Annotated in this window: 23 protein-coding genes; 6 read left to right on the top strand and 17 right to left on the bottom strand. The window is 61.2% G+C overall.

Features of this window, described 5'->3' with window-relative positions:
• Positions 1-16: 16 nt before the first annotated feature.
• From A5695_RS14615 to A5695_RS14605, 3 genes are all read right to left on the bottom strand, one after another.
• Positions 17-514, bottom strand: a complete 498-nt coding sequence (locus A5695_RS14615; protein ID WP_068083028.1) for a hypothetical protein — start codon at positions 512-514, stop codon at positions 17-19.
• Between the two features lie 3 nt (positions 515-517).
• Positions 518-1,474: a cyclase family protein gene (locus tag A5695_RS14610; RefSeq protein ID WP_156749649.1), complete on the bottom strand. Its 957-nt coding sequence runs from the start codon at positions 1,472-1,474 to the stop codon at positions 518-520.
• Positions 1,475-1,549: 75 nt separating this feature from the next.
• Positions 1,550-3,178 carry an NAD(P)/FAD-dependent oxidoreductase gene (locus A5695_RS14605; RefSeq protein WP_197515495.1) on the bottom strand — a complete coding sequence of 543 codons (1,629 nt, stop codon included), beginning with the start codon at positions 3,176-3,178 and terminating at the stop codon, positions 1,550-1,552.
• 271 nt (positions 3,179-3,449) lie between these two features.
• Between A5695_RS14605 and A5695_RS14600 the strand changes: the two genes are divergently transcribed.
• Complete coding sequence (locus A5695_RS14600; protein WP_068083117.1) at positions 3,450-4,634, top strand: lipid-transfer protein; 1,185 nt, start codon at positions 3,450-3,452, stop codon at positions 4,632-4,634.
• A gap of 1 nt (position 4,635) precedes the next feature.
• Positions 4,636-5,031 carry a Zn-ribbon domain-containing OB-fold protein gene (locus A5695_RS30295; RefSeq protein ID WP_068083020.1) on the top strand — a complete coding sequence of 132 codons (396 nt, stop codon included), beginning with the start codon at positions 4,636-4,638 and terminating at the stop codon, positions 5,029-5,031.
• Between the two features lie 33 nt (positions 5,032-5,064).
• Here A5695_RS30295 and A5695_RS14590 read toward each other — a convergent pair whose 3' ends face one another.
• The 4 genes from A5695_RS14590 to A5695_RS14575 form a co-directional block, all read right to left on the bottom strand.
• Positions 5,065-6,195 (bottom strand): acyl-CoA dehydrogenase family protein, encoded by a 1,131-nt coding sequence (locus tag A5695_RS14590; RefSeq protein ID WP_082946090.1) that lies wholly within the window; start codon positions 6,193-6,195, stop codon positions 5,065-5,067.
• A 12-nt stretch (positions 6,196-6,207) separates the two neighbouring features.
• Positions 6,208-7,344 (bottom strand): MaoC family dehydratase N-terminal domain-containing protein, encoded by a 1,137-nt coding sequence (locus A5695_RS14585; protein WP_231974835.1) that lies wholly within the window; start codon positions 7,342-7,344, stop codon positions 6,208-6,210.
• Positions 7,345-7,436: 92 nt separating this feature from the next.
• Complete coding sequence (locus tag A5695_RS14580) at positions 7,437-8,357, bottom strand: SDR family oxidoreductase (protein WP_068083011.1); 921 nt, start codon at positions 8,355-8,357, stop codon at positions 7,437-7,439.
• A gap of 70 nt (positions 8,358-8,427) precedes the next feature.
• Positions 8,428-9,633, bottom strand: coding sequence for an acyl-CoA dehydrogenase family protein (locus tag A5695_RS14575; RefSeq protein ID WP_068083008.1), 1,206 nt, complete (start codon positions 9,631-9,633; stop codon positions 8,428-8,430).
• A 189-nt stretch (positions 9,634-9,822) separates the two neighbouring features.
• Here A5695_RS14575 and A5695_RS14570 point away from each other — a divergent pair, with 189 nt between their 5' ends.
• The gene (locus A5695_RS14570; RefSeq protein ID WP_068083006.1) at positions 9,823-10,764 is read left to right on the top strand and encodes a TIGR03564 family F420-dependent LLM class oxidoreductase; all 942 of its coding nucleotides are present in this window, start codon (positions 9,823-9,825) and stop codon (positions 10,762-10,764) included.
• Here A5695_RS14570 and A5695_RS27640 read toward each other — a convergent pair.
• The 4 genes from A5695_RS27640 to A5695_RS30040 form a co-directional block, all read right to left on the bottom strand.
• Positions 10,747-12,285 carry a class I adenylate-forming enzyme family protein gene (locus A5695_RS27640; RefSeq protein WP_082946089.1) on the bottom strand — a complete coding sequence of 513 codons (1,539 nt, stop codon included), beginning with the start codon at positions 12,283-12,285 and terminating at the stop codon, positions 10,747-10,749. The two genes, A5695_RS14570 and A5695_RS27640, sit on opposite strands and share 18 nt — an antisense overlap.
• 268 nt (positions 12,286-12,553) lie before the next feature.
• Positions 12,554-13,729, bottom strand: a complete 1,176-nt coding sequence (locus A5695_RS14560; RefSeq protein ID WP_068083000.1) for a CaiB/BaiF CoA-transferase family protein — start codon at positions 13,727-13,729, stop codon at positions 12,554-12,556.
• Entirely contained in the window at positions 13,729-14,949 is a 1,221-nt protein-coding gene (locus A5695_RS14555) for a thiolase family protein (protein ID WP_068082997.1), read from the bottom strand. Before A5695_RS14555 ends, A5695_RS14560 begins: the two co-directional genes overlap by 1 nt.
• A complete protein-coding gene (locus tag A5695_RS30040) occupies positions 14,946-15,347 on the bottom strand; it encodes a Zn-ribbon domain-containing OB-fold protein (RefSeq protein WP_068082994.1) in 402 nt (133 codons plus the stop codon). Before A5695_RS30040 ends, A5695_RS14555 begins: the two co-directional genes overlap by 4 nt.
• A 97-nt stretch (positions 15,348-15,444) precedes the next feature.
• Between A5695_RS30040 and A5695_RS14545 the strand changes: the two genes are divergently transcribed.
• Positions 15,445-16,350: a MaoC/PaaZ C-terminal domain-containing protein gene (locus A5695_RS14545; RefSeq protein ID WP_231974834.1), complete on the top strand. Its 906-nt coding sequence runs from the start codon at positions 15,445-15,447 to the stop codon at positions 16,348-16,350.
• A gap of 110 nt (positions 16,351-16,460) precedes the next feature.
• A complete protein-coding gene (locus tag A5695_RS14540; RefSeq protein WP_068082990.1) occupies positions 16,461-16,976 on the top strand; it encodes a MarR family winged helix-turn-helix transcriptional regulator in 516 nt (171 codons plus the stop codon).
• A 105-nt stretch (positions 16,977-17,081) separates the two neighbouring features.
• On the opposite strand, the gene A5695_RS14535 is transcribed toward A5695_RS14540, so the two are convergent.
• Entirely contained in the window at positions 17,082-19,913 is a 2,832-nt protein-coding gene (locus A5695_RS14535) for an FAD-binding and (Fe-S)-binding domain-containing protein (protein WP_068082987.1), read from the bottom strand.
• Positions 19,914-19,962: 49 nt separating this feature from the next.
• Between A5695_RS14535 and A5695_RS14530 the strand changes: the two genes are divergently transcribed.
• On the top strand, positions 19,963-20,748 hold the full coding sequence (locus A5695_RS14530) for a GntR family transcriptional regulator (RefSeq protein ID WP_068082985.1): 786 nt from the start codon (positions 19,963-19,965) through the stop codon (positions 20,746-20,748).
• A 610-nt stretch (positions 20,749-21,358) separates the two neighbouring features.
• Here the strand turns inward: A5695_RS14530 and A5695_RS14525 are convergent.
• The 5 genes from A5695_RS14525 to A5695_RS14505 all read right to left on the bottom strand — a co-directional run bounded on the left by A5695_RS14525 (position 21,359) and on the right by A5695_RS14505 (position 26,161).
• Complete coding sequence (locus tag A5695_RS14525) at positions 21,359-22,243, bottom strand: esterase family protein (protein WP_082946088.1); 885 nt, start codon at positions 22,241-22,243, stop codon at positions 21,359-21,361.
• A 240-nt stretch (positions 22,244-22,483) separates the two neighbouring features.
• Positions 22,484-22,906 (bottom strand): CAP domain-containing protein, encoded by a 423-nt coding sequence (locus A5695_RS14520; RefSeq protein WP_231974837.1) that lies wholly within the window; start codon positions 22,904-22,906, stop codon positions 22,484-22,486.
• A gap of 223 nt (positions 22,907-23,129) precedes the next feature.
• Positions 23,130-23,939: a hypothetical protein gene (locus A5695_RS14515; protein WP_369830189.1), complete on the bottom strand. Its 810-nt coding sequence runs from the start codon at positions 23,937-23,939 to the stop codon at positions 23,130-23,132.
• A 90-nt stretch (positions 23,940-24,029) separates the two neighbouring features.
• Positions 24,030-24,719, bottom strand: coding sequence for a hypothetical protein (locus A5695_RS14510; protein ID WP_068082979.1), 690 nt, complete (start codon positions 24,717-24,719; stop codon positions 24,030-24,032).
• Positions 24,683-26,161, bottom strand: a complete 1,479-nt coding sequence (locus A5695_RS14505) for an MCE family protein (RefSeq protein ID WP_231974833.1) — start codon at positions 26,159-26,161, stop codon at positions 24,683-24,685. Before A5695_RS14505 ends, A5695_RS14510 begins: the two co-directional genes overlap by 37 nt.
• Positions 26,162-26,167: the final 6 nt, after the last annotated feature.

Below are 26,167 nucleotides of genomic sequence, written 5' to 3'. Positions count from 1 at the left end.
TGATTACGGCCGATAGTCAGCTATATGCGGTTAACAGCGCATCAAGACGCGCGGCGGCGGCGTTGATAAGTGCGGACAGGTCCGCCGGAAAGTCGCTCGTATCGATGAGCGCTTGCGCAGACACGGCGAATCGTGCTTTCCCGTGGGAGATCGTCGCCTGCCACGGACCCTCGGCGCCCTCTGCGCGGCGCAATTCAGTCAACTCAACGTCGTCGTACATTGTGACGTTGAGATCGGCAGCACAGTGTGGTCGGAGCGCATCTTCGAAGGTCCGCGGCGACAGGGTCGGTGGCTCGTGCCGAACCAGAAAGGGCCGCAAGACATCTAACACCCCGTGATGTTTGAGCGTCCGAATCGCTGCCCCATCGAGCGCTGCCGGCAAGTCTGGGTCGGGCCCCTGACCGGACTTGTGCCCGATCACCAAACTGTCCACCCCGAACCCACTGGCAATCTCGGCGACCGCGACGGCACCTGGGCCCCCGCCGGTAACCAAAAGCGAAACGTAGCTACGCATCTGTTAGAACACCGCGAGCGGATTGACCGGGCTGCCGGTAACTCCTTGGAAGCGGATTGGCGCCAGCATGAACTGAAACTCCCATCTCTGGCGCTGCTCGCAGGCTGCCGCGAGATCTTCGAGCTGGCAGTTATCCAACAACCAAAGACCCATCGCGACGAGGCCGATCATATGAATCGGCATATGGAGTTCGCGATAACCGGTTGGCGACGCATCATTTGTGACGTCCGAGCCCACGATCGCAAGACCTCGCTCGTGCATCCATGGCAGACAGGCAGCCTGGAAGCCGGAGCGGGGCTTGTTCGCGTTGTATTCCTTCTTCTCGGCGATACGCGCCGCACCCTCACCGGTCCGCACCAGCAACACATCCCCAGGCTCCAGGCGTACACCGGCCGCTTCTTCGGCGGCTTCCAGATCCTCCGGATAGATGTGGTCGTCGGCATCGAGGACGTCGGTGCCGCGCAACTTCGCGATGTCAAGCAGAACCCCGCGGCTCGTCACACCGTTGGCCACGGCCAGAACGTCGTGCTTCAACGCCCCGTGCCTGTCCGACACCAACGACGCCGGCACGCCGTTGTACATCTGGCCGTTCCAGAACACGTGGGCGAGGGAGTCAAGGTGCGTGATATCGAGCCCGTGGAAGACCATGCCGATGTATTCCTGCGCGCCACCAGCTCGGCCAGGCCCCAATAGTCCGCGCCGGCCTTCGTCTTCCAGTCCGAGGCCGGTCGCGATCATGTAACGCTGCGACTCGACGATTGCGCCCGGTTGGCGTCCGGTTCGGATATCCCAACTGCAGGACACCGACTCACCGTCCTGCACGAGTTGTGCTGCTGCGACACGCTTCTCGGCGGTAATGTGATTGAGGGTGCCCAGCCGGTCGTCCTCGCCCCACCGACCCCAGTTCGACAGCGTGTCGAACCACTTCAGCATTTCCTCTTCTTCCGGCGCGTTGCGCAAACGACTTCCTTTCCACTCGCGCGACGTTCTGCAGTTCGAGCGTCGCAACTCTTGATATCGGACCTTGAGCTGGTTTCAGCCGAATTCCAAGCCTTCATACTCGTGCTCAGCGATTTCCTGGAGCCGCTTCATGTACTTTGGTCCGCCGCCGTTGTAAACGAGGTATCGAGTCGTGCCTGGCCCCCGCCCCTCGATGTTCGAGTTATAGCCCGTGAACCAGCTGCGCGTCGCGTTCCGCATCAGTACTTTCTGAAACATCTCAGCCACATGCTGCGACCAAGCATCTTCGGCTTCCTGGGTGGCCTCGAATCGCCGTATCCCTTTGGCCCACACGTACTCCAGCAGACCGCTCACCCAGTTGACACAGGTCTCAATCCCGCGCGGGAAGTTGGCAGATACCGACACGCTCTGCGGGCCGGCAAGCATGACCAGATTCGGGAAGCCGTGGACCAGCATGCCCATGAAGGTGCTGACATCAACGGCCCACTTGTCGCGAAGGGTCTGTCCCCCGACACCACGGATGTCGATCTTGTCGAAGGCGCCCGTCATCGCATCGAATCCTGTGGCATACACGATGATGTCGAATAGGTGCTCTTCGTTTTCGGTGCGAATGCCACTCTCCGTCACACGAACGATGGGGTCCTCGCTGATGTCTACCAAACGCACGTTGTCGCGGTTGTAGACCTCATAGTAATTGGTCTCCATCGGCAATCGTTGAACGCCAAAGCCGTGGTCGCGCGGTATGAGTTTCTCGGCAACCGACGGGTCCTTGACGCGCGCGCGAATGCGGTTGGCGATGTATTCCGAAAACTCGGCATTGGCCTTCTCGTCGGTGAAGATTTCTCGGAAGTTGCGCAGCCAAATCGAGAAGCCTGACATCTCGTATAACTTGTCCCAGAACTCGACTCGTTCCTCGTGGGAGAAGTTGTAGAAGCCGCGCCGGTCGGGTTCGTGCTCGAATCCGCCCGGGGTTCCCGAACAGATCGCAAAGATTTCGTCGTATCTGGCGCGGATATGGGCCATCTCTTCTTCTGAAATGGGTCCGTTGTGCAGGGGAGCCGCCCAGTTCGGGCGGCGCTGAAAGACGGTCAGCTGTCCGACCTTGTCTGCGATATCGGCGATGACCTGAATACCGGTCGCACCCGTGCCGATGACCGCCACCCGCTTCCCCTCAAGCGCCACCGGTTCCTTCGGCCAGTCATAGGTGTGGAAGGACTGCCCTTTGAACGTGTCGATGCCCGCGTAACGAGGAGCGGTCGGCACCGACAGTAGTCCGATGCCAGTGATCACAAATCTGGCGCTGATCGTGCGATTGTCAGAGGTTTCGAGCGTCCAGAAATCTCCCGCTTCGTGGAAGGACATCCGCTCCACCCTGCAGTTGAACTGCATGTGGCGACGGAGGTCGAACTTGTCGGCCACGAAGTTCAGGTAGCGAAGGTTCTCCGGCTGCGGCGAATAGCGTTCCTTCCAGTGCCACTCGTTCAGAAGCTCGCGGGAAAAGGAGTAACCGTAGGTGTAACTCTCCGAATCAAACCGACAGCCCGGATAACGGTTGTGGTACCAAGTTCCGCCTAGATCATCGGCCGCCTCCAGAACGGTCGCATTGATCCCCTGCTGGGTGAGCTTGTAGATCTGGTAGATCCCTGCCACTCCTGCGCCGATGATCACAACTTCGTAATCGAGGACAGTGCCTCCGCTGCTCACTACTCGGGCTCCTTCGGTCGCTACAGCAAAATGCTGGTTCATGCTGCGTAGTGGTGTGACACCGAGATACTCTAGTGCTAAACATTAGATTGTGCCAGCATTATCTCGGAGTCATCGTCGCTACGGCCCGCACCCCGGTTCCGCACGGCGCTGCACTCGGGTCATGTCGATGATTCGCAGATCACTGCCCAGCCACGACGATTTATAGGGTTCGCCAGAATCGCACCGCCATCGTCAACTACCGGCGCGTCGCGTAGACATGGAGTTAGTCATGACCAGAGATTTTCCTAGGGACCAGTGTGCTGTCGTCGGTATCGGCTCGACCGACTTTTCCCGGGAGTCAGGGCGAAGCACGCTGACCCTCGCGGTGCAGGCAGCTCTGGCCGCCGCCGAGGATGCGGGCATCGATCCGAAAGACGTCGACGGCATCATTAGCAGCGACGCAGACCTTGTCCGACATAATGACCTGGCAACCGCTCTTGGCGTCCACCAACTGACATATTGGGGACAAGCTGGTGCCGGCGGCGCTGCCCCGTCAGGAATGGTCGGCCAGGCTGTCGCCGCTGTAGTGTCGGGATTGGCGAGCACAGTGCTCGTTTTCCGAGCACTCAACGGCCGCTCTGGCCGCCGGTGGGGTCGAGGGCGGGCTTCACGTGCGTTTGTTGGGGGCAACGGTTCCCAAGACGAGTTCTTCATTCCCTACGGCTTGACTGCACCGGGTCAACTGTGGGCACTTCAGGCTCAGTATCACTTTGACAAGTACGGCACGACATCGGCCGATCTTGGCCGCATCGCCGTGGTGTGCCGTGAAAACGCCATGTCGAATCCTGCGGCGCAGATGCATGGACGCGAACTCACGCTTGCGATGCACCAAGAGTCGTGGGTGTTGTCAAGCCCGCTGAGACTCCTTGATTATTGCCTAGAAACTGATGGCGCCTGCGCCTTGATCATCACATCGACCGAGAGAGCGCGAGACCTTCCCGGCCATCCCGTGCTGATCCGTGCTGTGGCGCAGGGAGCTGGCGCGAACGTACAAGGGGGTCTTTTCTACCCATCGATCTTGCGCGCCGACCTCGACGATCAACCCTCGGTCAGCTTGAGTCGAACCTTATATGCGCGAGCGGGACTCGGCCCTCACGAGATCGACGTCGCGCAGTTTTATGACTGTTTCACCATCACGGTCCTCGTGCAGCTGGAGCAGTACGGCTTCTGCAAGCGTGGTGAGGCAGCCTCGTTCATTGCCAACGGCGGGATCGGGCGCGATGGAGTGTTACCGATCAATACCGCCGGCGGTCATCTCTCAGAAGGATATATCCACGGCATGAATCATCTAGTTGAGGGCGTTCGTCAGCTTCGCGGGAACTCGACGAATCCGGTTGCGTCGGCCGAGACATGCCTTGTCACGTCTGGCCTGCCGGTGGCGTCGAGCGCTCTCATCCTGACAAAGGACCGTTGACATGAACCGGCCCCTCCCCGTCACGGACGACCCCGACAGCGGCGGCTTTTTCTCCGCCGCGGCGCGCAGCGCGATCGCTGTATGTGAGTGCACACAATGCGGCCACACCGTTCATTTGCCGCGTGCTCTATGCGATGTTTGCTATGCAGCGACCACGTGGCGGGATGTGACACCGCATGCGCGACTGATCTGCCAGACAGTCGTGGAGATGCAAATCCACCCGGCTTTTGCGGTGCCGTACACCGTGGTGCTAGTAGAGCTCGACGACGCTCCGACGGTGCGACTGATTGGACGTTTGGACGGCAGACACCACCTGCCGCCGGGCACGCCGATGCGCGCCGTCTTCGAAGCAGTGGGCGACGTGGTTGTCCCAAATTGGGTCCCCGCGGCGCCGTAACGTCAGGAGCCAAAATCAGCCGCGGCGAGCGGATCAGGCGTTGGTGGCCCCGTCGAGAAGGAGGCCCGCGTAACGGTAGCGGTGTGCCGCTGGAGTTCCCAGCAGTACTTCGAGGACCTTCGCGCGCCGGAAGTAAAGGTGTGCGTCATGCTCCCAGGTGAACCCAATTCCGCCGAAGATGTGCAGGGATTCTCGGGCGACGAGCATCGCCGCCTCGCCGCAGCGCGCTTTCGCGTCACTGGCGGCAATGCTGAGGGCCACCGCGTTACGGTGCCCGGGGTCGCCGAGGTAACAGTCAGCGGCCGCGGTGGCTAGATCCAGGCTGGAACGCGCTAGTTCGAGCGCCATTAGCAAGTCGACGAGTTGATGCTTGATAGCTTGAAATTGCCCAATCGGGCGGCCGAACTGAATGCGTTCCTTTGCCCAGGCGGTAGCACAATCGTGTCGCTGCTGGGCGATACCGACTTGCTCCGCGGCGATGAGAACGAGTGAAATGTCCAGGGCGGGTTGCAGATCCACATCAGCGCCCATCACCGTTGCGGTTGCGTCGGTCATTGTGATGGATGCGAAGCCGCGGGTGAGATCAATTCCTCTCATCCTCGCGCACGCGACGTTGGGTTGCTCGGCCTCAATGCAAACGGCGATGTTGGATTCTCCACACCGCACTGGTGCGAAGATAAGGTTTGCCTCGGACCCGTCCAGTACGAAATTGCACTGACCGCTGACCGTCACGTGCTCACCAACTTGTGCTGGACCAGATCCGACGAGAGTTGGCTTGAGGTCGAATGATTCCGGCTGGGGCCAAGCCACGGTTGCGGTGAGCTCACCGGTTGCCAATCGTTTCATCAACTCCGTCGCCGCCGGAGTGCGTAGGACACGAAGCAGACCCGTCGCCACGCCTAGCGACGAGAGCGCCGGCACCACCGCCAACGTCTGCGCCAGTTGCTCAAGAACGACCGCCACTTCCGCGACACCCGCCCCCGCTCCGCCATCGGGCTCGGGAATCAGCAATGCCGCTAGCCCCATCTGTTCGGTCAGAAGTGTCCAGAGCCGCGCGTCGCGGACGGGCTGACCTGCGTCGTCGATGAATGGCCGCGGGCCCGATTTGGCGGCGGCATGCACAGCTGTGGCCAGCGCAGAGCGTTCTTGAGCGTTAATACTCATCGGGGCACGTCCTCACGCTGACCGCGCGCGCCGGGCCACCGGAGAGGGGCCGCTACGTGTAGGCAACGCGATCGTCGCGGTTCCGGGCATCACGTCGACGCCCCGCTGGTTGCGAGCGAAGGTAGTGAGCTCCACGAGGTGCTCGCCGTCGTCGCCGATTGACTTACCGGTCACCTTGCCGCCAAGAACGACCACATCGGAAAGGTAAACGAAGCCTCGATATTCGGCGTTGGAGTCGCATATCCAACCGCTGTCACCACACCAGTGAGTCAGTAGCTGGATGTGCCAGCATTGGCGCTGAAATCCAACGTCATATTGGAACGCTACGCCCATCGCGTTGGCGGCTGCCTTGTTGTAGTGGACGGCGTAGATCGGCTCACTCGAGCCCATGACCGGGTCGCGGAACGACCATGCCGGGTGCGCTCGGTAATCTACGAGCGCCGCTGCATGAGCCTTCAACCGCGGTATCGGGGTGCCACCGCCGGCAATGAAGGCCACCTCATCGGTCAGGCCTATCGGGCCTTTCGTCAGCGTCTGCAGTGACTCGCCCACCTCGACGTCCTCCCAGAATCGGGATCGCGTACCGCGGGGCAACTCGCCCAGAGCCTGCTCTTCGACCGCCAGGATTTCACTTTCAGTCCACGGGTGGGGCAGGACCAAGGCGGACTTGTCGGAAGTGACTACGGCGTCCTTCGAGCGTGATCTCGCCGACGCGCGCTCGAAATTGACGACCTGCCAGTCAATCTCGGCCACAAGTTCGTCACGCTGATTTCGATAGCTGTTGACGAAGTGATCGGTCACCATGCGGCCGGCGAATTTACTGGGCCGGGGACCGCTGAAACCGTCGTAGCGGCACCTGGCGGTGACCTTGTCTCCCCAGTAGACAGGCTTATAGAAGTGCGCCTGAGTTGCGTTATGAAACGCACCCAGCCCAGGCCAACCGAACTGGATTCCCGAGAAGCATCCGATGACGAACGACGGTGGCGCAACCGGTGCTTTGTAGTCCGAGGCGGTGGCTTGTTCGGCGTCAACCCAGAGCGTGTTGATGTCGCCGATCCCGCCGGCGAATTTCGCTACCGCGATGCGGGTCGCTTCCTCGTTGTTCACTGAGTGATCGATGCGAAGTTCCACTCCGATCCGCGCCTTCATCGACTCCAGCATCTGCTCGTCGATTACGGCCTCGGGCATCCGCGCATGCTCAGACTTATCCCCGGTTGGTTGACCCGCCGTATCGGTCGTCGTCACTGAGCGCCCTTGTCCGGGTTGGCCGACCAGGTGTTGGCGCTGCCGGGTGTACCGGCGTTGGCCACGGCCTTCTCAAGCGCTTCGAGTGTCCACCGTCTGTCGGTCATCAACTTCCAGTTCGCGTCCTTGGCCCAGGGCTGAATGCGCTGCACCCGCGAACCGCCGACCAGGAACACCTCACCGGTTAAGTCGCAAACCGATGAGAGAAGATATCCCACGAATGGCGCTACGTTTGCCGGATCGAAGCGATCGAACTCCCCGTTCTTGGCTGCGAGTGAATCGCCGAATGCGTTCTCAGTGAGCCGTGTTCGCGCCTGCGGCAGGATTGCGTTCACCCGGACGCCGTAGCGACGGAGTTCCTTACTTGCTACCTGGCTCAACGTCGCGACTGCCGATTTCGCAGCTGCATAATTTGCCTGCCCCGGATTGCCGAAGACACCCGACTCACTACTGGTGTTCACCACGGACGCGGACACGGGCTCGCCGGCCTTGCTTTGCTCCCGCCAATAACCAGCCGCTTCGCGCGTCATGAGGAAGGCTCCTCGGAGGTTCACTCGAAGCACGAGGTCCCAGTCGTCGTCACTAAGATTGACCAGCACGCGGTCGCGCAGAATGCCGGCGTTGTTGACCAGTCCGTCGAGGCGGCCGAAGGCCTCGAGCGCGGCGTCGACAATCCGCTTTGCACCGGCCGCGTCAGCGACGTCGTCGCCGTTGGCCACGGCTTCGCCGCCGGCGGCCTTGATTTCATCTACAACCTCTTGGGCTGGCCCCGCGGAGGCGCCGCTGCCGTCGTGCGCTCCCCCGAGATCGTTGACCAGAACGCGCGCGCCCTCGCGCGCGAAAAGCAGTGCGTGTTCGCGGCCGATACCGCGCGCTGCACCCGTGATGATCACGGCTTTGCCGTCAAGATATCCCATTGTTCATCCCTGCTTTCAGTCCTATCTGGTCGGTCGTTGGAGGGGGTGGTCCCGGGTGCAACGTCTTGCCTTAGGGCCTGTCTTTGGGCAGTCCAAGGGCCCGCTCGGCCACCGTGTTCCGGTGGATCTCATCGGTGCCGCCGCCGATCCGCATCCCCGGCACGCTGAGGACCAATTCAGACCACGCAAACGACTGCGGGTCTCCGGTATCGGCAACAAGTTTGGGACCCAGCACGGCGCTGACCAGGTCGCTCAACAATTGCAAGTTGGCTGTGAGTGCGAGCTTGCCCAGTGACATCTCCGGCCCCGGAGCTCCGTTTTCCCTCAGGTTCGCTTCGGCACGGACTCGCATAGCTTTGGCACCGACTACCCCCGAATACAGGCGCGCAAATGCGTCGATGACCGAGGGGTCGTTCTGCCGGCCTAGGGCAGTGATCCAGGCAGCAAGATCATGCATCCGGAACAGACCGCTGCCGCCGCTGGAACTGCCGCCGATCGCGCTTCGCTCGAACATGAGCATTGCGATCGCCACCGACCAGCCCTCGCCCACGTTTCCCAGTCGGCACGAATCGCCCACACCGACATCTACGAGGAACACTTCGTTGAAATCGGCGGCGCCGGTGATCTGACGTAACGGTCGCACGTCAACTCCTGGCGCATGCATATCGATGACGAACGCGGTGAGATTACGATGCCGCGGACCGTCAGCGGTGCGAGTCAGTGCAATGCCGATATCCGAGTAGTGGGCACCTGAGGTCCAAACCTTCTGGCCGTTGATCGTCCACTGACCGCCGTCCACGCTCGACTCTGCGCGCGTACGGACGGCGGCCAGATCAGAACCCGCGCTTGGCTCGCTGAACAGTTGGCAGCCGACGATGTCTGCGCGGCGAAGGCCCCGCAGATAACGTTTTCGTGCACTCTCTGATCCGAATCGAGCGAGCGTCGGGGCCACCATTCCAAGGCTCACCGACAGTGGCCCCTTCGAAGGAATCGTGTATTCGCGTTCGACGGCGGCGAAGGCCCGTTCGTAGTTGGGCGGCAGTTCTGCGCCGCCGTACTCGGCGGGGCCGGTGATCCACCCGAATCCGGCGTCAAAGGCCGCGCGTTGGTACTCAATTGCCGCGGAGATCTCCTCGTCGGTAGAGCCGGCAAACAACGCGTACCGCGACTTGGCGCTGGCTTGCGGCGTACGCGCTCGCTGTACGCCCACGGTCTGTAAGAACGATCGTGCGGACGTGACGAATTCCTCAAGCGGCGGCGGAACCGAGGCACTCACCTGATCTCCAAATAGTCCAGTTAACTACATATTAGTATTAGACTATTCGAAAGGCAGCGTCAATTCGCGCCTGACCGACACCCCAACCCGACCGAGATCGATGAGGTTTGATGACGAACCACCGCACACGCCGCCCCTGCGACCGGGCGGCCACCCGCATCAGTCGCCGTCCGCGGCACATGTTCTGACATGCAGCTTGGTTTACAACTACTGAGTGTCGCCCAAGGAGAGTCGCTGAACCCCGGACTCGCCTGCGGCGCCTTTGACGCAGTCATGTCCGAAGTCGGACAAGTCGAGATTCTCGGACTGCACTCCGTGTGGGTGCCCAACTTCTTCGGCATGGACGCTCTAACGTGCGTGGCGGTGCTGGCCCGAGAATACGAGCGGGTCGAGTTCGGTACATCGATCGTGCCGATCTACACCCGTCACCCGTTCGCCATGGCTCAGCAAGCCCTAACGGTTCAGGCGGCCGCGCACGGCCGATTTACGCTCGGACTCGGGTTATCTCACCGAAGGATCGTCGAGCAGGGATGGGGGCTGTTGTACGACCGGCCAGCAACAGCAATGCGCCGCTATCTGGGCGATCTTAAACGCTATCTGCCATGCAACACTGAGGAGTCCGCGTCGGCTGGTATCAAGCCGTATGTGCCTGGCGTCGCGCATCTGCCGGTCATGATTGCAGCGCTCGGACCTGTGATGACCGATATGGCAGGAGCCCATGCCGACGGAGCCATCTTGTCGTGCGTCGGATCGAAACACATTGCGACGGCTGTTGTTCCGCGCTTGAGTGCCGCCGCGAGGCGGGCCAACCGTGAGGCACCGCGTGTGGTCTCGTTATTGCCCGTGGTCGTCACCGCAGATGAGCAGGCGGCTCGTACCCTCATCGCGGAGATCTTTGAACCGATCGAGCAACTGCCCGCCTACTGCAATTCTCTTGAGGCTCAAGGTGTCTCGCACGTCGCCGATATCGCTTTGGTCGGCACTAGGCAACAGGTCATTGCCGGGCTGTGGCAGCTAGCGGAGGCCGGCGTGACAGATCTAGCGGCAATGGTAATCGGCATCGACGCCGAGCGAATGAACACGCTCACTTTGTTGGCCGAAGTGGCCGACGAATTAGCGCTTCTTGGGTAGCAGTTCGGGCTGACGGCCAGCAGCCCACGGGACCTCGCAGGGCTTCGCGTCCGAATGCTGCTGGAGGTACGCCGCCCTCACCGCCTTTTTGTCCAGCTTCTCCCCGACCAGAGTAGGCATGGGGGTCTCGCCGATCTGCCACCTAGTGGGAATCTCGAAATAGGCTAGCGATTCAGCACAATAGCGTGAGAGTTGTCTTTCACTGACGGGTTGTCCCCGCCGGTGGGTAACTCGTGCGGCAAGCTCTTCGCCGAGATCGTCGTGAGGCACCCCGAACACCGCGGCCTCGATCACCGAAGGGTGACTCATCAAACGCCTTTCGACATGTGCGCAGGCAATGTTCTCGCCGCCGCGGATGACGATGTCCTTGCTTCGCCCGTCCAGGTACAAGTAGCCCTCATCGTCGAGATGTCCCAGATCGCCGGTGTGCAACCATCCGTCCGCATCGATTGTGCCGTCGTCGATGCCGACGTAGCGAAGCATCACGGTGGGGGCGCGGGCCAGAATCTCACCGCAGCCGTTTTCGTCGGGATCTTCGATTCGCAGCTCGACCACCGGATACGGCCTACCCACCGTGCCGGGCCGGTCCCGTAAGTCGGTGTTGGCGGCCAACGTCATGAACCCGCCGGTTTCTGTCATACCCCAGGTGTTGGCAAGTCCGCGCTGGCGGAGCTGGGGAAGCTTCCGTGCCATGCGCTCCAGCAGCGCGGCAGGCAGTGGGGCTCCCCCTAACGGAAACGACCGGAGGCTGCCGAGGTCATAAGCGTCGAAGTCGGGGTGCTCAAGGATCCGCAGCGCCATGGTCGGTACTCCACCCCACGTTTGCACGCGCTCGTCTTGGATCAAGCGGAGTATCTCCGCGGCATCGAATCGGCCCGCGGTGAGGACCAGCTTGCCGCCCGTGATAAGGCTCGTCAACGTGTTCGACACTCCCCCGATGTGGAACAGGGGCGTACACACGAGTGCGACCGGTTGTGGACGCTGCGGATCGAGCTTGTGGGGCAGTCGGTGTGAACGCAACAACAGATTGTGCTGATTGGTTATCACCGAGCGCGCCGACAACTCGACCGCTTTCGGCGGACCCGAGCTGCCTGAGGTGAACAGAATCAGCGCAGGTTTATCGACGTCGATGTCGGTTGTCGATGGGGCACAGGGTGATTCAGCGCTGCCCCAGCACCGGCTCAGAGAAGAAATCGCTGCGGACCGAACGGGCGCGTCAACGAAATCCGGAGCGTCTGACAGGCAAAGCGTCGGAGCGGTAATCGTTACTGCGTGTTGCAATTCCGCGTCGCTCCACCAGCGGTTCGCGTAAACCGGCACCGCGCCAAGCCACCACGCAGCCCACGTCGCCAAGATGAACTCCGGACGGTTGAAGCTATGCAACAAAACACGTTCACCCGGGCCAACGGCCCACCGGGAGAACAAATCAGCAGCGGCGGGAACGGCGGAACGGAATGCTTCATGAGTGATCCGAAAGCCGTCCTGCACCAGATAGTCGCGACTTCCCCACTCCCGGGGCATGCCAAGCAGTTGGTGTAACGAATTAGGCGATGGCTCGTAAACGAAGCCAGATCGACCCGCGTACGCTCCTTCGACGACTGTCTCCCCCCAGTGCTGCGCGCTGCCGTCGTCAGGGGTGACTCCCACGATAAGTGTCTCCTCCGTATGTACCGACTTTCACGTGGTCTTCGAAAACTCCGCCGTAGCAATGCCATCCGATCGCTGCCGAACGCGATGCCCTCACGAGTCGTCGCATCGCTGGGCCAGTGAGCCGGGTCTATCCTGCTGTCTAAGACGGCTCGGTCGCCAGACCTGTTACAACGACGTCGGTGGCAAGCATGCCATCGGCCGCCGGGACCGGCCGTACCCACGAAAGCCAGTCGGCGAGAACCTCGGCCGTGTCCTCGCCCGGTATTCTCGGTGCGCTTGGAACCGGTGCCGGCGTCCGGCTGAACCGGGGAGCCGGTGACGGATGGCAAACACCCGCCACCTCAATGAAACCGTTGCGGGCCCGGGCGTGGCTTGAGTCGGCCACTTCTGCGGGGGCCAACACCGGCGAAACGCATGCATCCAATTCGGCGAACACCTCGGCCCATTCGGCGCGGCTGCGCCTTGCGAAGATATCTGCGAATCGCGCTCGCAGCTGGGGCCAGCCGGCGCGATCCATCTGATCAGGCAGATCTGGATCGTCGCGCAAGCCAAGTCCGATCAGTAACTGCTCATAAAATCGCGATTCCAAAGCACCCACGGCCATGTAGCCGCCATCAGCGGTTTGATATGTGTCATAAAACGGAGCGCCGCCGTCGACCAGGTTCGTCCCACGCCGGTCCGACCAGTGCCCTTCGGCACGCAAACCGTGCACAAACGCCATCATCAGGGCTGCGCCATCGACCATGGCGGCGTCGACCACTTGCCCAAGACCCGATCGCTGCCGTTCATGCAGGGCCGCAAGGATGCCGACCGCGAGCAGCATTCCGCCGCCGCCGAAATCTCCGACCAGGTTCAGCGGTGGGACCGGTCGCTGACCGTGACGCCCGATTGGTTCCAGTGCTCCCGCCACCGCGATGTAATTGATGTCGTGACCAGCGCGCATCGACAGCGGTCCAGTCTGGCCATACCCCGTCATACGCCCGTAGATGAGATGCGGGTTGGCAGCCAGCATTTCATCGGGGCCCAAACCGAGGCGCTCCATAACTCCCGGCCTGAAGCCTTCGATGAGAACATCTGCGGCAGACGAGAGTTGACGTACCACGGCGATCCCGTCGTCGGTTTTCAGGTCTGCGGTTACCGAGCGCCGACCGCGCATCAGGGGGTCACGAGTGCGCTTGGCCTCCCGGCCTTTTCTTGGTGGTCGATCCACGACTACGACGTCACCACCGAGGTCAGACAACAGCATGCAGGCAAAGGGAGCTGGTGCTGCGCTGGCGATTTCCAGCACGCGCAGACCCGCGAGCGGTCCTGACATCAGTTGACCTTCGCAGCAGTCTTGGTATTGCTTTCCAGAATGTGCACGGCGCACGCGGATGCCAGCCCAATCACGTGGGTCAGGCCGACCTTCGCTCCATCGATTTGGCGATCGCCCGCTTCTCCGCGCAGATGGGTCGCCACTTCGTACAAATTGGCGATTCCGGTGGCACCAATAGGATGGCCCTTGGACAGCAAACCACCGGAAACGTTGACCGGCATCTTGCCGTCACGCAACGGGGCGCCAGAGTCAATGAAGTCGCCCGCACCGCCCGCCTGGCACAGGCCGAGATTGTCATAGTGGATCAACTCAGCGGTGGCGAAGCAATCGTGCAACTCCACCAAGTCGAGGTCCTCCGGTCCCACACCAGCCTGCTCGTAAGCCTGGTCAGCAGCCATTCGAGTCAAAGTGTTGACGTCGGGCTGGACCTGGCCGCTTTCACTCCACGGATCCGAGGTCATGACCGACGCCGAAACCTTGATTGCGCGTCGGCGCACATCGGGGTCCAATGTCTGCAGCTTGGCGTCCGAAACCAGTACCACCGCAGCCGCGCCGTCACCTGTTGGGCAACACATCGGCAATGTGTTGGGATAGCTGATCATTTCGGCGCTCAGGATTTCTTCTAGGGTGAACGCCTTTCGATACTGTGCCAGCGGGTTGATCGTCGAGTGGGCGTGGTTTTTAACCGCTACCTTGGCGAACTGTTCGGCGGTAACGCCATGAGCCAGCGCATATTCGGTGCCCGCCTGCGCGAACACGCCTGGCATCAGCCCGGTTCCAAGCAGTCCCTCGGTCTTGAGTACCGCACCGTATCGGCCCTTCGGGGTGAATACGCGCTTGTCAGCGCCCGGCTTCGCGGCACCGCCGAGCATGCCCATCTTGCCCATCTTTTCGACGCCGACCGCCAGAGCAATGTCGCACTCGCCTGCCTTGATCCCGAGCATCGCCACGCGGACGGCGGTCGCTCCTGTCGCACACGCGTTGACCACGTTGTAGACGGGAATCCCCGTCTGGCCGATTTGTTTCTGGAGGCGTTGCCCGTTGTGGGAGTTCGCTTCATAGACGTTTCCCAAGGCGAGTAAGCCGACGTCGCTCATCGACTGTCCAGAGTCGACCAGCGCATCGAGGGCCGCGCGAGAAGCCAGGTCCAGCAGGTCGAGATCCGGGAATCGCCCGAACTTCGTCATCGCCGTTCCGATGATCCAGACACTTTCGCTCACGGTGCAGCCGCTCCCATCGGCTCGTAACCGAACGCCATTGCAACCGTTCCGTCGTCGTCTACACCGGCTTTGAAGGTGACCAGTCGAACTTTGGTGCCGGGGTGAAGATCACCCGAGCCGGTTGGGCCAACGAGATTGGCCTTGACGACCCCTCCTCCGACCAAATCGACAACCACCGATGTGAAAGGCCCCGACTTGGCGCCCCGTTGCACCACTGTGTAGGCACGGATCACACCTTCGTTGCTAAGCCGGCTAGCCGAGAACGTGGTAGCTGAGCATCGCGCACACGCGTTGCGGCGATCGAAGTAGAGCGCCCCGCACTGGTCGCATCGATGCGCCACCAAGTGAGGTTCATCGCCCAACCTCAGATAGTCAACGGCCGGAATGACGCTTGTCACCGTAACCTCCGCATTTTGTACCTAACTGCTTAGTGATCATTAGCTTAGTACTAGAGTATCCATACCACGAATACTTTCCACTACCTGAGGAGGCTTTGTGGGGACCCAGCCTGAACCGTTTGATCCCGCCGCGGTCGGACGTCGATCCGATCCGAAGCAGGTACGTTGGTCTGCCCGCGACTGCATGTTGTATGCGCTCGGGATCGGTGCGGGCACTCAGGACCTTGCGTTCACGACCAACAACACCAACGGCGTGCCGCAGCGGATGGCCCCCACGATGCCCGTGACGCTCGGAGTCGACTACAGCGTGCTTAGATACGCTGGTCGGTTCAGCTGGGCCGATGTATTGCACGCCGAACAGCGGCTCCAACTACTTGCTGCGATCCCCGTCGAGGGCCAGGCAGAAGCGGTCACCGAAATCATCGAAATGTGGGACAAGGGCAAGGCTGCGCTCGTCGTCGCCGAGACGACGGGGACGTCCCCGGTAGGAACTGTGCTTTGGCGTAGCGCGGCGAGCCTGTACATCAAGCATGCCGGAGGGTGGGGGGGCCAACGCGGTCCGTCCACTCCTGCAGCAGTAACGAGCCGACCGCACGCAGTCGCTAAGACCGTCGAGTATCGAACCCGGCCGGACCAAGCACTGATTTATCGGCTCTCCGGGGATTACAACCCCCTCCACTCCGATCCGTCGTTCGCCGCCCAAGCAGGGTTCGACCAGCCGATACTGCACGGACTGTGCACGTTTGGATACGCAGGTCGAGCCGTGCTCAATCTCGCGGCGCCTGACGCCAGGTTGAGGTCCATTTCGGCTCGCTTCAAGTCGCCGGTTTACCCTGGTGACACGCTTCGCGTGGACATGTGGGCAACCGAGGCCACGGCCATCGAATTCGTAGTTCGCGGACGTGACCAACAGGAAGTGCTGACGGGTGGCCTCGCGGAGTTCGACCGGGTCGGCGTTGCCAGCGCAGCAAAAGTTGCTGCGGGCACAACGACTCAATCTTGACCGTTGATCCCGTGGCTGCCCTTCAGCCCGGGTCGGCGGAGCGCGTGAAGGCCAGATAGAAAACCCGTGACATATAGAATCGAGTTATCGACAAAGTCCGAGGAGACACAATGACCCCAAGGCCTCCGACACCCGACAGAATCAGCGATCCGGTTGATTGGGCGAAGCACTACTGGGAGCAGCAGGGCCTGGATGGCGACGAGCAGCGCTTCCTCGCTCTGACCTCGCTTCTGCGCTACCAGCGCATCGTTACTGATGCCGTCGACACAGAGCTAAGGAAACACGGTCTCAATCTCACCGACTACCTCCTCCTTATGACGCTGCAGCTCTCTGAGACGGGCACTCGATTGATTTCCAGTCTCGCGCGCAATCTCCTCGTGCACGCTACGACGGCCACATTGGCGACGGACCGTCTGGAGGAGCGGGCCATGCTTGAACGCAGCCCACACCCGACCGATCGACGGGCGACGTGCATAACGATCACAGCGTTAGGCCGCGACACCGTCGACAAAGCCACCCGCGCGCTGACCGCCATCGATTTTGGTATGTCTGGCAGCACCGCGGAGGATGTCGCCCAACTGGGTGCTGCGCTGCACGCAATGCGTCGGTCAGCTGGCGACGCGTGAGGATATTACGGCGCCAGCCCGGTCTGACTTCGCACTTCGTATGACGAGGTTGGAGCACCGCCCGATAGCGTCCGCCTAACCGGCAGCCCCGGCGGCGGCCGTCGGCTACTCGGCATCGAGGGCAGCGGCCAGGAGTTCGGCGAGGTGGATGCCTCGGCGGCCGGCCAGATCAGTCAATTGCGTTCGGCAAGAATATCCATCGGCCAATACCACCGTTTCCGGATTTGCTGCTCGAACCGCCGGTAATAGCTGCTGTTCGGCCACCGCCACCGATACGTCGTAGTGTCCTCGTTCCACTCCGAAATTGCCCGCCAGTCCACAGCAGCTTCCTAGTCGCTGGACTCTGGCACCCGCCCTACGCAGCAGTTCAGCGTCCGGCTGCCAGCCCATCACCGCATGATGGTGGCAGTGGGGTTGTGCCACAGCGGTGACCGCGGTCAGCCTCGGAGGTTTCCAACCGTGTTCGGTGAGCAGTTCGGCAAGCGTGCGGACAGAGCGGGCGACCGACGTCGCGGCTTCGGTCGCCAGCAATTCCATTGCGTCCGAACGCAATACCCCCGTGCACGAGGGCTCCAGGCCGACTATAGGGATGCCAGCTTCCACATAATCCACGAGCGCCTCAACTGTGCCCCCCAGCATCTTCTTCGCCGCGGTCAACTGTCCGGTGGAAATCCACGTCAACCCGCAACACCCCTGTTTGTCGGTCAATTGGGGCCTGAATCCGGCGGCCTCCAGCACGCGTACTGCGGCCTTTCCCGGCTCTGGCGCGAAGAAGTTGGTGAACGAATCGACGAATACCACCACCGGGCGCCCGGTCTTGGACCGATCGGATTCTGTCCTGGCGAACCATGACCTGAACGTTTCGGTGGCCAGCGGAGGGATCGTGCGCCTGGGATCGACGCCCGCAGCCGCCAACGCGATACTCGCCAGCCCGCGAATACCCATGAGGCGGTTGATGACTCGTGGTGCCCGGCTGCCGATGCGTGCCCATGTAGGTAGCCGTCCCAAGACGTAGTGCGATGCGGGGCGAATGCGGCGACGGTATGTCTGGTGCAGGACCTCTGACTTGTACGCGGCCATGTCGACGCCGGCGGGGCAGTCCGACGAACACCCCTTGCACGACAGGCACAAATCGAGCGCGGCGTGCACCTCGGGCGATCGCCACCCGCCTGCAACGACCGTGCCATTGATCATTTCCTGCAGCACGCGACTTCTACCCCGCGTCGAGTCCTTCTCCTCGGATGTCGCCAAATATGACGGACACATGACCCCGCCGGCCTGCGTGTTGTCGGCTCGGCACTTTCCCACGCCCGTGCATCTGTGCACGGCAGTGGTGAAGTCACCTCCGTCGTGGCGGTAGGCGAATGCCAGGTCGCGTCGGATGGGCGGCGCCGCTGAAATGCGGATGTCCGCATCGACGGGCCGGGGATCCACCAGTACCCCCGGATTCAGCACATTGTCGGGATCGAAAACGTGCTTCACGCCGGCCATGAGTCGGAGAGCGTGCGGGGAGTACATCAGTGGAAGCAGCTCGCTACGTGCTCGCCCGTCCCCGTGCTCACCGGACAAAGATCCCCCATACTTGGCGACGAGCCGCGCGGCGGCGAGTACGAATTCGCGAAACTGTCTGCGGCCGCCCGGCTTGTCAAGAGGTAGATCGATGCGAATGTGCATGCATCCGTCTCCGAAGTGCCCGTACGGCAGCCCGGTGACGGCGAATTCATTCATCAGTGCATCGAACTCCCGCAGATAATCGCCGAGCTTCTCGGGAGGGACCGCGGCGTCTTCCCAGCCGGCGTGAGCGGGGAGGTTAGCTGGACTTCGTCCGGCCAGACCCGCACCGTCTGCACGAATGCGCCATAGCCGAGCGGCATCTTCAGGTTCCGACACCACCAAGTGACTTTGCGCGTCGCAGCTGGAGCCCATCTGCTGGGCTATCGAAGTCAAAGCGTCCCAATCACTGCCCGCGATTTCGACGAACAACCACGCCCGTCCCCCGGGAAGTGGAGGTACTGCGGCTTGGCCGTGCCGATCACGGACCACATCGACCAGCCGGGAGTCGATGCCCTCGCAGGCCACCGGCTTGAAGCGCAGGATGGCCGGCGTCGCATATCCCGCCTCCACCATGTCGCGATAGCCGAGGACGACGAGGAGACGGTGAGCCGGCTCAGACACCAGCCGGACAGTGGCTCGCGTGGTCACCGCGAGGGTGCCTTCGCTTCCCACCAGCATCCGTGTGACGTCAAATCCGCACTCGGGCAGCAGATTTTCCAACGCATAACCCGAGGCTTGCCGGCCGAACCTGCCGAATTCGGTTCGAATCGTCGCCATCCCGGCCTGCGCGATCTCGCGCAACTCGTTCAATATCGCAGAAGACGACGTGCCGTCCCCGGATGTCAAGTCGAGGATCTCACCGTTAGCAGTCGCCACTTCGAGACTGGCCACGTTGTCGGAAGTACGCCCGTAGCCCAGCGTGCGTGATCCACAGGCGTTGTTGCCGATCATGCCGCCAATCGTGCAGCGGGTGAACGTCGACGGGTCCGGTCCAAAGCGCAGGCCCACTGGTGCGACGGCCCGCTGAAGAGATTCTTGGATGACGCCCGGCTCCACGGTCGCGGTCCGCGCGTCGGGATCGATTTCCAGAACACGGTTGAGGTGACGGCTGAAATCCATTACCACACCGGGACCCACAGCATTTCCCGCGACCGATGTACCGCCTCCCCGTGCGGTTAACGGGACTTGTTCTCGTCGACATACTTCCAACACTGCCGCCACCTCGTCGACGTGGCGCGGACGCACGACGAGCAGTGGGTGCACTCGGTACAAAGATGCATCTGAGGAGTACGCGGCCCGCGTTGTCGTGTCGCTCATAACGTCGGTGACACCCGACCGGCGTAATGCTGCAGCCATCGCGTTCGCGGCAATCATTCCTAGCATGCTACGCCGTGTAGCATGCTAGGAATCCGGCGGTTGCTAACGTTGCGTGATGACGCACGCGGTGCCCGACCTAGACCTGCTTCCAGCGGCATGCGGCCGCCGTACCGATCAGGCTCTCCTCGCAGTTCGCACTGCCATCGACAGGGGCGAGATGAAACCGGGGATGAAATATTCGGTGTACCAGCTGGCGAAGTCGCTCGGAATTTCGCGGACACCTACGAGAGAGGCATTGCTTCGCCTCGAGGACGCGGGCCTCATCACTTTCCAAGCTCGTCAAGGATTCACCCTTAGGGTGCCAGAGCCGCGTGAGATAGCCGAAATTTTCGCGGTTCGATTGGCGCTAGAAACGCTGGCTGCGCGCAGGGCGGCAGCGTTTTGCGATCAGCAGCTGGCTCAGGCTCTTTCGCATCAGCGAGGGCTGATGCATGACGCCGCAGCGGCGGCCGACGAGACCGCCTTCGCACAGCACGACCTTCGGCTTCACGACCTGATCATGGAGGCGGCGGGCAATAACCGCGCACGCGCGATAGTGAAATCCCTGCGCGAGACGACACGGTTGTTGGGTGCCTCGACGGCCGATAACACGCGCACACTGCACGACATCGAAACCGAGCATGACCCCGTCCTCTCAGCGATCATTGATCGTGACGCCGACCGCGCCGAGTTGGCCATGCGAACACATCTCGTGAATACCGGTAAACTCCTCGTCATTCAGGCCATCGAATGCACGAAATCGTCAGCGTGCCTGAATGAAGTTTGGTCGGCGGCCGTCGAGGAAAGTGAGTCACCGACGACCGTGGCGCCCGGCGAGTCGGAGGTCCGCGCCGATCGTTAGGTGAACTTCAGCGTCGCTACCCGAAACCCAAATCGCCCGCGGCACCCAGGGTTTCGATGACGGTTCGGACACATGTGACGTCGACGCTTGGCCCGCTGACCACTCACATCGCCAGCGATGTCTGCGAAAGTTGCGATCGCACCCTGTCAACATGATTCGCTGAGCACCCGCCCTCGTGGCATCGGCGCCGCTTTGGTGATCGCACGAAATAGGATCTGCTCGAGCCGAGCCGGCCCAGTTGGCCGCAGCGGGAGTCCTCACAACCCGAAATCGCGGTCGCAATGGATTTAGCGTCGTCGACCCAAACATCTGACGCGGGTGAGAGTTTCACGACCCAATCCTCCACAGTGATCGCTCCCCGGACAGCCCGTGCAGATGCAGCGGCGGCAGCACCTCGGACACTTGCGGGAACTTACGTGCCCAGGCGGACCCTCATGGCGCTCGTGTTAGCGGCCTACCGGAAGCGATCGTCGCACGCTCGATCGCGAGCGCTCGGAACTTCACAATGCTCAGTTCGCGAGACGGTGGCGCGTGTCGCGCAGGCCGATGCTCGTGTTCACACCTCGAGCGGTCCCGTGCCTTAAATCCGAAGATGTCGATCAGCAGATATCTATCTGATTGTGGAAGCTATATCGCCAGACATTGCCGCCAGCTGGGGCCCCCAGCTCGACCAACCATGGTCACCACTGACAGGGAAATCGAAGTGACCATTTTTTCCACCGTTGGACCGGTATTGGCTCATGAAATTACGATTCGTGCTTTGCGCCTGTTCTGGATAGCCGAGCATTGCGGCAGGGTCGGATGCGGTGAGGGTTTGAGGGCTGAAGACCCACAGCCTGGTGTCGTTCTCAGCGAGAAGTTGGCTGTGCACCCACGGGTCATGCCACTTCCAACGGCCGAGCTGGGGCAATCCCCACATATTACGAATGTCCACGCCGCCGAACCGCATCATGCCCTCGGTAATGGGGCCGTTGACCATGGTGTTCGACGGATAGAGGAAACCCGACATGGAACCTGCAAAACGAAACCGATCGGGATGGAATTCAGCTAACGTCACCGCGGCCGTCCCGCCTTGTGAGGCGCCAACGATCGCATTTCCACCGGGCGCGATACCTTTATTAGCCGCCAGCCAGTCGGGCAGTTCGCTTGTCAGGAACGTCTCCCACTGCCGGCTACCGTCCTGTTCCCAATTCGTATAGAAGCTATAGGCACCGCTGGCGGGTGCGACAATCGAAATACCTTTGCCCGCAAGCGCATTAACCGCACTTCCCGCTGTGATCCAGTTGCTCACCGTCTCGCCGGCGTCACACGCATCCAAGAGGACGACCGCATGGGGCCCCCCTTTGACGAATCCCACCGGAATATCTCGCCCCATTGCCGCGGAGGGCACCATCAGATACTCGACGGCATCGGGCTTCGCCTGTGCCGGATGCAGCAGACATACCCCGACTACTGCGGCAAGAAATGCCCGCAATAGCAAAACATAGGCCTTCATTTCAGGTCTCCGCCTCCGTCTTGTAACTGCTACGCGCAGCATGAGAAGTTAGCCCACAACAAATTGACTTAGGTCAGACTTGTGGGTTTTCTGGCGGCGGGTAATGGCCGCGCAAGGCCCATGCGAACCAATTGAAAGCGTATTCGAGCTCATCGCTTGCGTCATAGTCGGGGTACGGATCCATCTCTTCATCTCCTATTCGTTGTGATCAATTGGCCGGAGCTTGCACTAGTAGATGAATTAGGTTGGCTGTCCGTAGACGGCCACAACTACGCTGCGGGTCAAGCTATTCGCCGACCAGACGCCAATGGCTGTGTTCGCACAATTCGACATGATTGCGTAATAACCTGGGTCGTAATACCACCGGTTGATGATCTCAAGATTGTTGATAGCAATTGAGGGGTTGATCGCTACTGTTTCAGAGGCGATGCCTTTGAATCCCGCTGCTTGGGCACGGTCCTGCGTTGTGGTTCCATCTGTTCCGGCGTCACCGTCGAGGTTGTGATTATTCATCAGGTCGTCGGTGTGCCATTGGGCTGCGAGTCGCAAACGAGGATCGATCTTTATCTCGCTAACGCAGCCGGCTTCGTGCTGAAGCGTGTAGATGTTCATCACGACACTGCTGTTCAGCCTGGCATTATCGGCGTGCGCGCTCGACGCCATCGTTGCCGCAGTAACGAACAAAGCGGTTCCGGACGCAATTGATGCGCCGCCGCGCCGGAGGGTATTACGCACGAGTTCTCCTACCGGTCGGCATGGTGCTACAGAACCGGGACCGGATCGGAGTGTCATAATGTTTCGCCTATCGCCCATACAACTTGCCGAGTATTTGTGCCGCACCTGCGGCCCGACAGATCTGCCGATCCGACCCCCGAGCGCATAAAGGTCAGACCGGGTCGAATTGCGAGATCAACCATCGGTCGCCACTCCTGTCGAGTGTCACACGCACGCTGGAAACGGTATTGGTGGGAGGGTCGGTGCCCATCACAATGCTTTGGTTGACGAAGACCAAGACCACCGCATGGTTTTCTGTTGCCGATACCGCAGCCGCGGCCGGAACAGTAGCAACCGAAGTGATCTGCTTCTGATTTGCACCTGGAATGACGACATCTTTGATGAGCTTCAGATAGTCGTTGCGAAAGTTTCCGGTCATCCGGTTACCCGCGGCGACCAAATCCTTTTCTGCGTTGTCCGGCCGATAGGACAGCATCGCGATGGTGCTTTCCGTGGCCGCCTGCACCGAACTGGTAGCAGCGGAGAACGACGCTCGGGTCGAGTTGTCCTGCCACTTCAGGTAGCCGGCGGCACCCGCCAAGAGCACCACCAACACGGGCAGGACGATTCGCGTAGCGATGCGATATATCCGCGACCGCGCGTCTCGCGGAGACGAAGTTTCCGCCGCCTCGCTCTCGCCGTCCCCGCGCTCCTCCGACTTATCAGACTCGCCATCGCCGTCGGCCGAAACCTCGCGCTCCTCAGCCGCGGATATGTCGGCTTTGTCCGCAACCTCTTGCGCATCCGCTTCGGCAGGGTCGGCAAGCTTCTGTGACATGTCCGTGGCGCCGACGGCAGGATCCTCTGGCGCAGTCCCGTCGAACAGGTGCTCGCCCGCATTGTCGGTCACGTCCGATGCGTTGCCGGTGGCATCCGCAGGAGTGCCGATCTTTGCTTTGGCGACCTCTGAGTCGTCGGCCAAGAGGGAACCCGGGATGAGTTCTTTCGTATGGGAATTATTTCTGGGCACGCTGAGTCCAATCCAGTGAGTTTGTCTTGTAAGCCGGTGCGATCATGGAACGAATTGGACCTCGGCTATTTTGGCCGCGTCACCTGACTTCTCCACCTTGATCCGCATCCGCCAGGATCGCGGTTGCTGATCCGGCGCCGCCGCTGTCGATGTTTTCACCGATACGGCGACCAACACTTGAGCCTCGTTACCGGACCACGCCTCCAGGCCGGCCGCCGTAACGGTGCCTTCTGACTTCGACTGCACTCTTTTGACCACATTGACGAAGGGATCGGAACGCTTCTTGAAATCGTCATGGAACGCTCCGGTCGAGGAATCAAGGATTCGCTGTATGTCCGCTTCGACCTGGGTGTAGTTGATCGTGGTCAAGTTCACGGCTCCCTGACGGGCCGCGGCAACGAGATTGTCACGCTGTGTCTTTTCCTGATGGCTTTGAAATGCGTTATATCCGAACCATCCGACCAGGGACCCCAACAATATGGTGATCGCCACAAGCGTCGACGTCAGGCTCGGCTTTAGCCGACCTCGTAGCAAAGAGCCTCCGCGATCGGATCGTTGCTTCGATCGGACCCGCTTCCAGCGGCTCGTGCGGTCGACGCCTTTCTTCTCTTCCTCGTCCGCAGCGGGGTTTTCATGAGTCGCTGCCTCCTCAGTCAACGCCTGGTCACTCGACCCCTTTTCGGTCGAGGCCTCGTCTAGTTGCTGTTCGGCGGTGTCAACATGCTTTGCCATGTCTTACCTTTCGCGTTCTGAGCCAATTCGGCTTCCTTGTAAGTGACGCCGTCGGGCCCTACATATTCGCCGGAGGACGGATCGTAGAAGGCCGCAGCGATAGGGAACTGTGTCGGCTGACCCGGAGGCGGCGACTTCGGTGCGCCGGGCGGTGTCTGCGGGACATCTTGCCCAGAAAGTGTCCCGTTGGGGTCGCCCTTCCAGTTGAAGCCGTCGTTGAGCGGCACGTACTCTTCGTCGCTCTCGCACATCGCGGCCGTCGGGGCCCGCTTCCCAGGCTTGTTCAAGCAGGGGAAGTTTCGTGCGCCACGCACGTTGAGCCACGAGTCCTGAGGGATCCGGCAGTACATCGGTTCTGGCGGCCGCTCGGGTGTGTCGACCATGGTCGGAGGTCGAATTTGCGTTGCAGGGAGATATCCCGTGGTGCAGGGTGGCGGCAGGTTGATGTTGAGGTTGAAGGAAAGATTGAGTCCGGCATACGGCCTCTTCGAATTGGAGTTTGGGATTGTGGCGGCGATGAAGTCCGCGGTGACTACTGGAAATAGCACCAGGAGCTGTTCAATCGCGGCGTTGTAGGTCACTCCCACTTTGCCGAGCGTGACTAGGTTGGACAGCAGAATCGGAAGAGTCGGCTGCAACCGCTCCACTAGTTGGCGAGCCTCCTCAGCTGCCTGAGCGCCGTTGTGCAATAAGCCTGCAACTGATGTGTCCTGCGTCTGAAGTTGGTGTGTGATGTTCGCGACGTGGGACGCCCAGGCCTGGATCGCATCAGATGTTTGCGCTTGTGAGTCCAGCAGTGGTTTGGACTCATCGATGATGGATACCAACGGGTCCAGGTTCGCGCGTGCATCAATCGCAAGTTGAGTCGAGCCGTTGACGATGCGGGAGAGCTCCGGCCCTAAACCGCCTACGGCGGTGTAGCTTTCGTCTATCAATGTCTTGACATTGTCTCGGGGTACCGCTTCCAGCCCGCGGTTGGCGGCGTCGAGAAGTGAGTTGATGTTGGGCGGCACCGAAGTTCGGCTGAGGGGTATCACGTCACCGTTCTTTAGTACGGGACCGGTGCCGCCGCGTGGAAGTAGTGCGACATACTGCTCACCGACGCCAGAAGTGCTGTGTACCTGCGCATCTAGGTTCGCGGGAATGTGAACGTCGGATCGCAGGGACAGCACAGCTTCTACACCGGTGTCCGTGAGACGTACCTCTGAAACGCGACCAACTTCGGTGCCCCGGTATGTGACATTGCTGCTCTTGTAGAGTCCGCCGGCTTGGGGAAGTTGGACCGTAACGATGTAGTGCCCGACTCCGAAGAGGTCGGGTAGTCGGATGTAACCGAAGATCATCACCGCCGCCGCAATCACGGCGACGGACGTGAAGACCGCCAACTGAACCTTGACGCGCCGGTTCAGACGCTGACGGAGCTGTTCTCCGGGCATGCGCATGTCACT

This window comes from Mycobacterium sp. E1747 (assembly GCF_001667775.1).
Lineage (GTDB): Bacteria > Actinomycetota > Actinomycetes > Mycobacteriales > Mycobacteriaceae > Mycobacterium.
The sequence above is the reverse complement of the archived record's forward strand: the minus strand, read 5'-3'. Positions and strand labels throughout refer to the sequence as shown.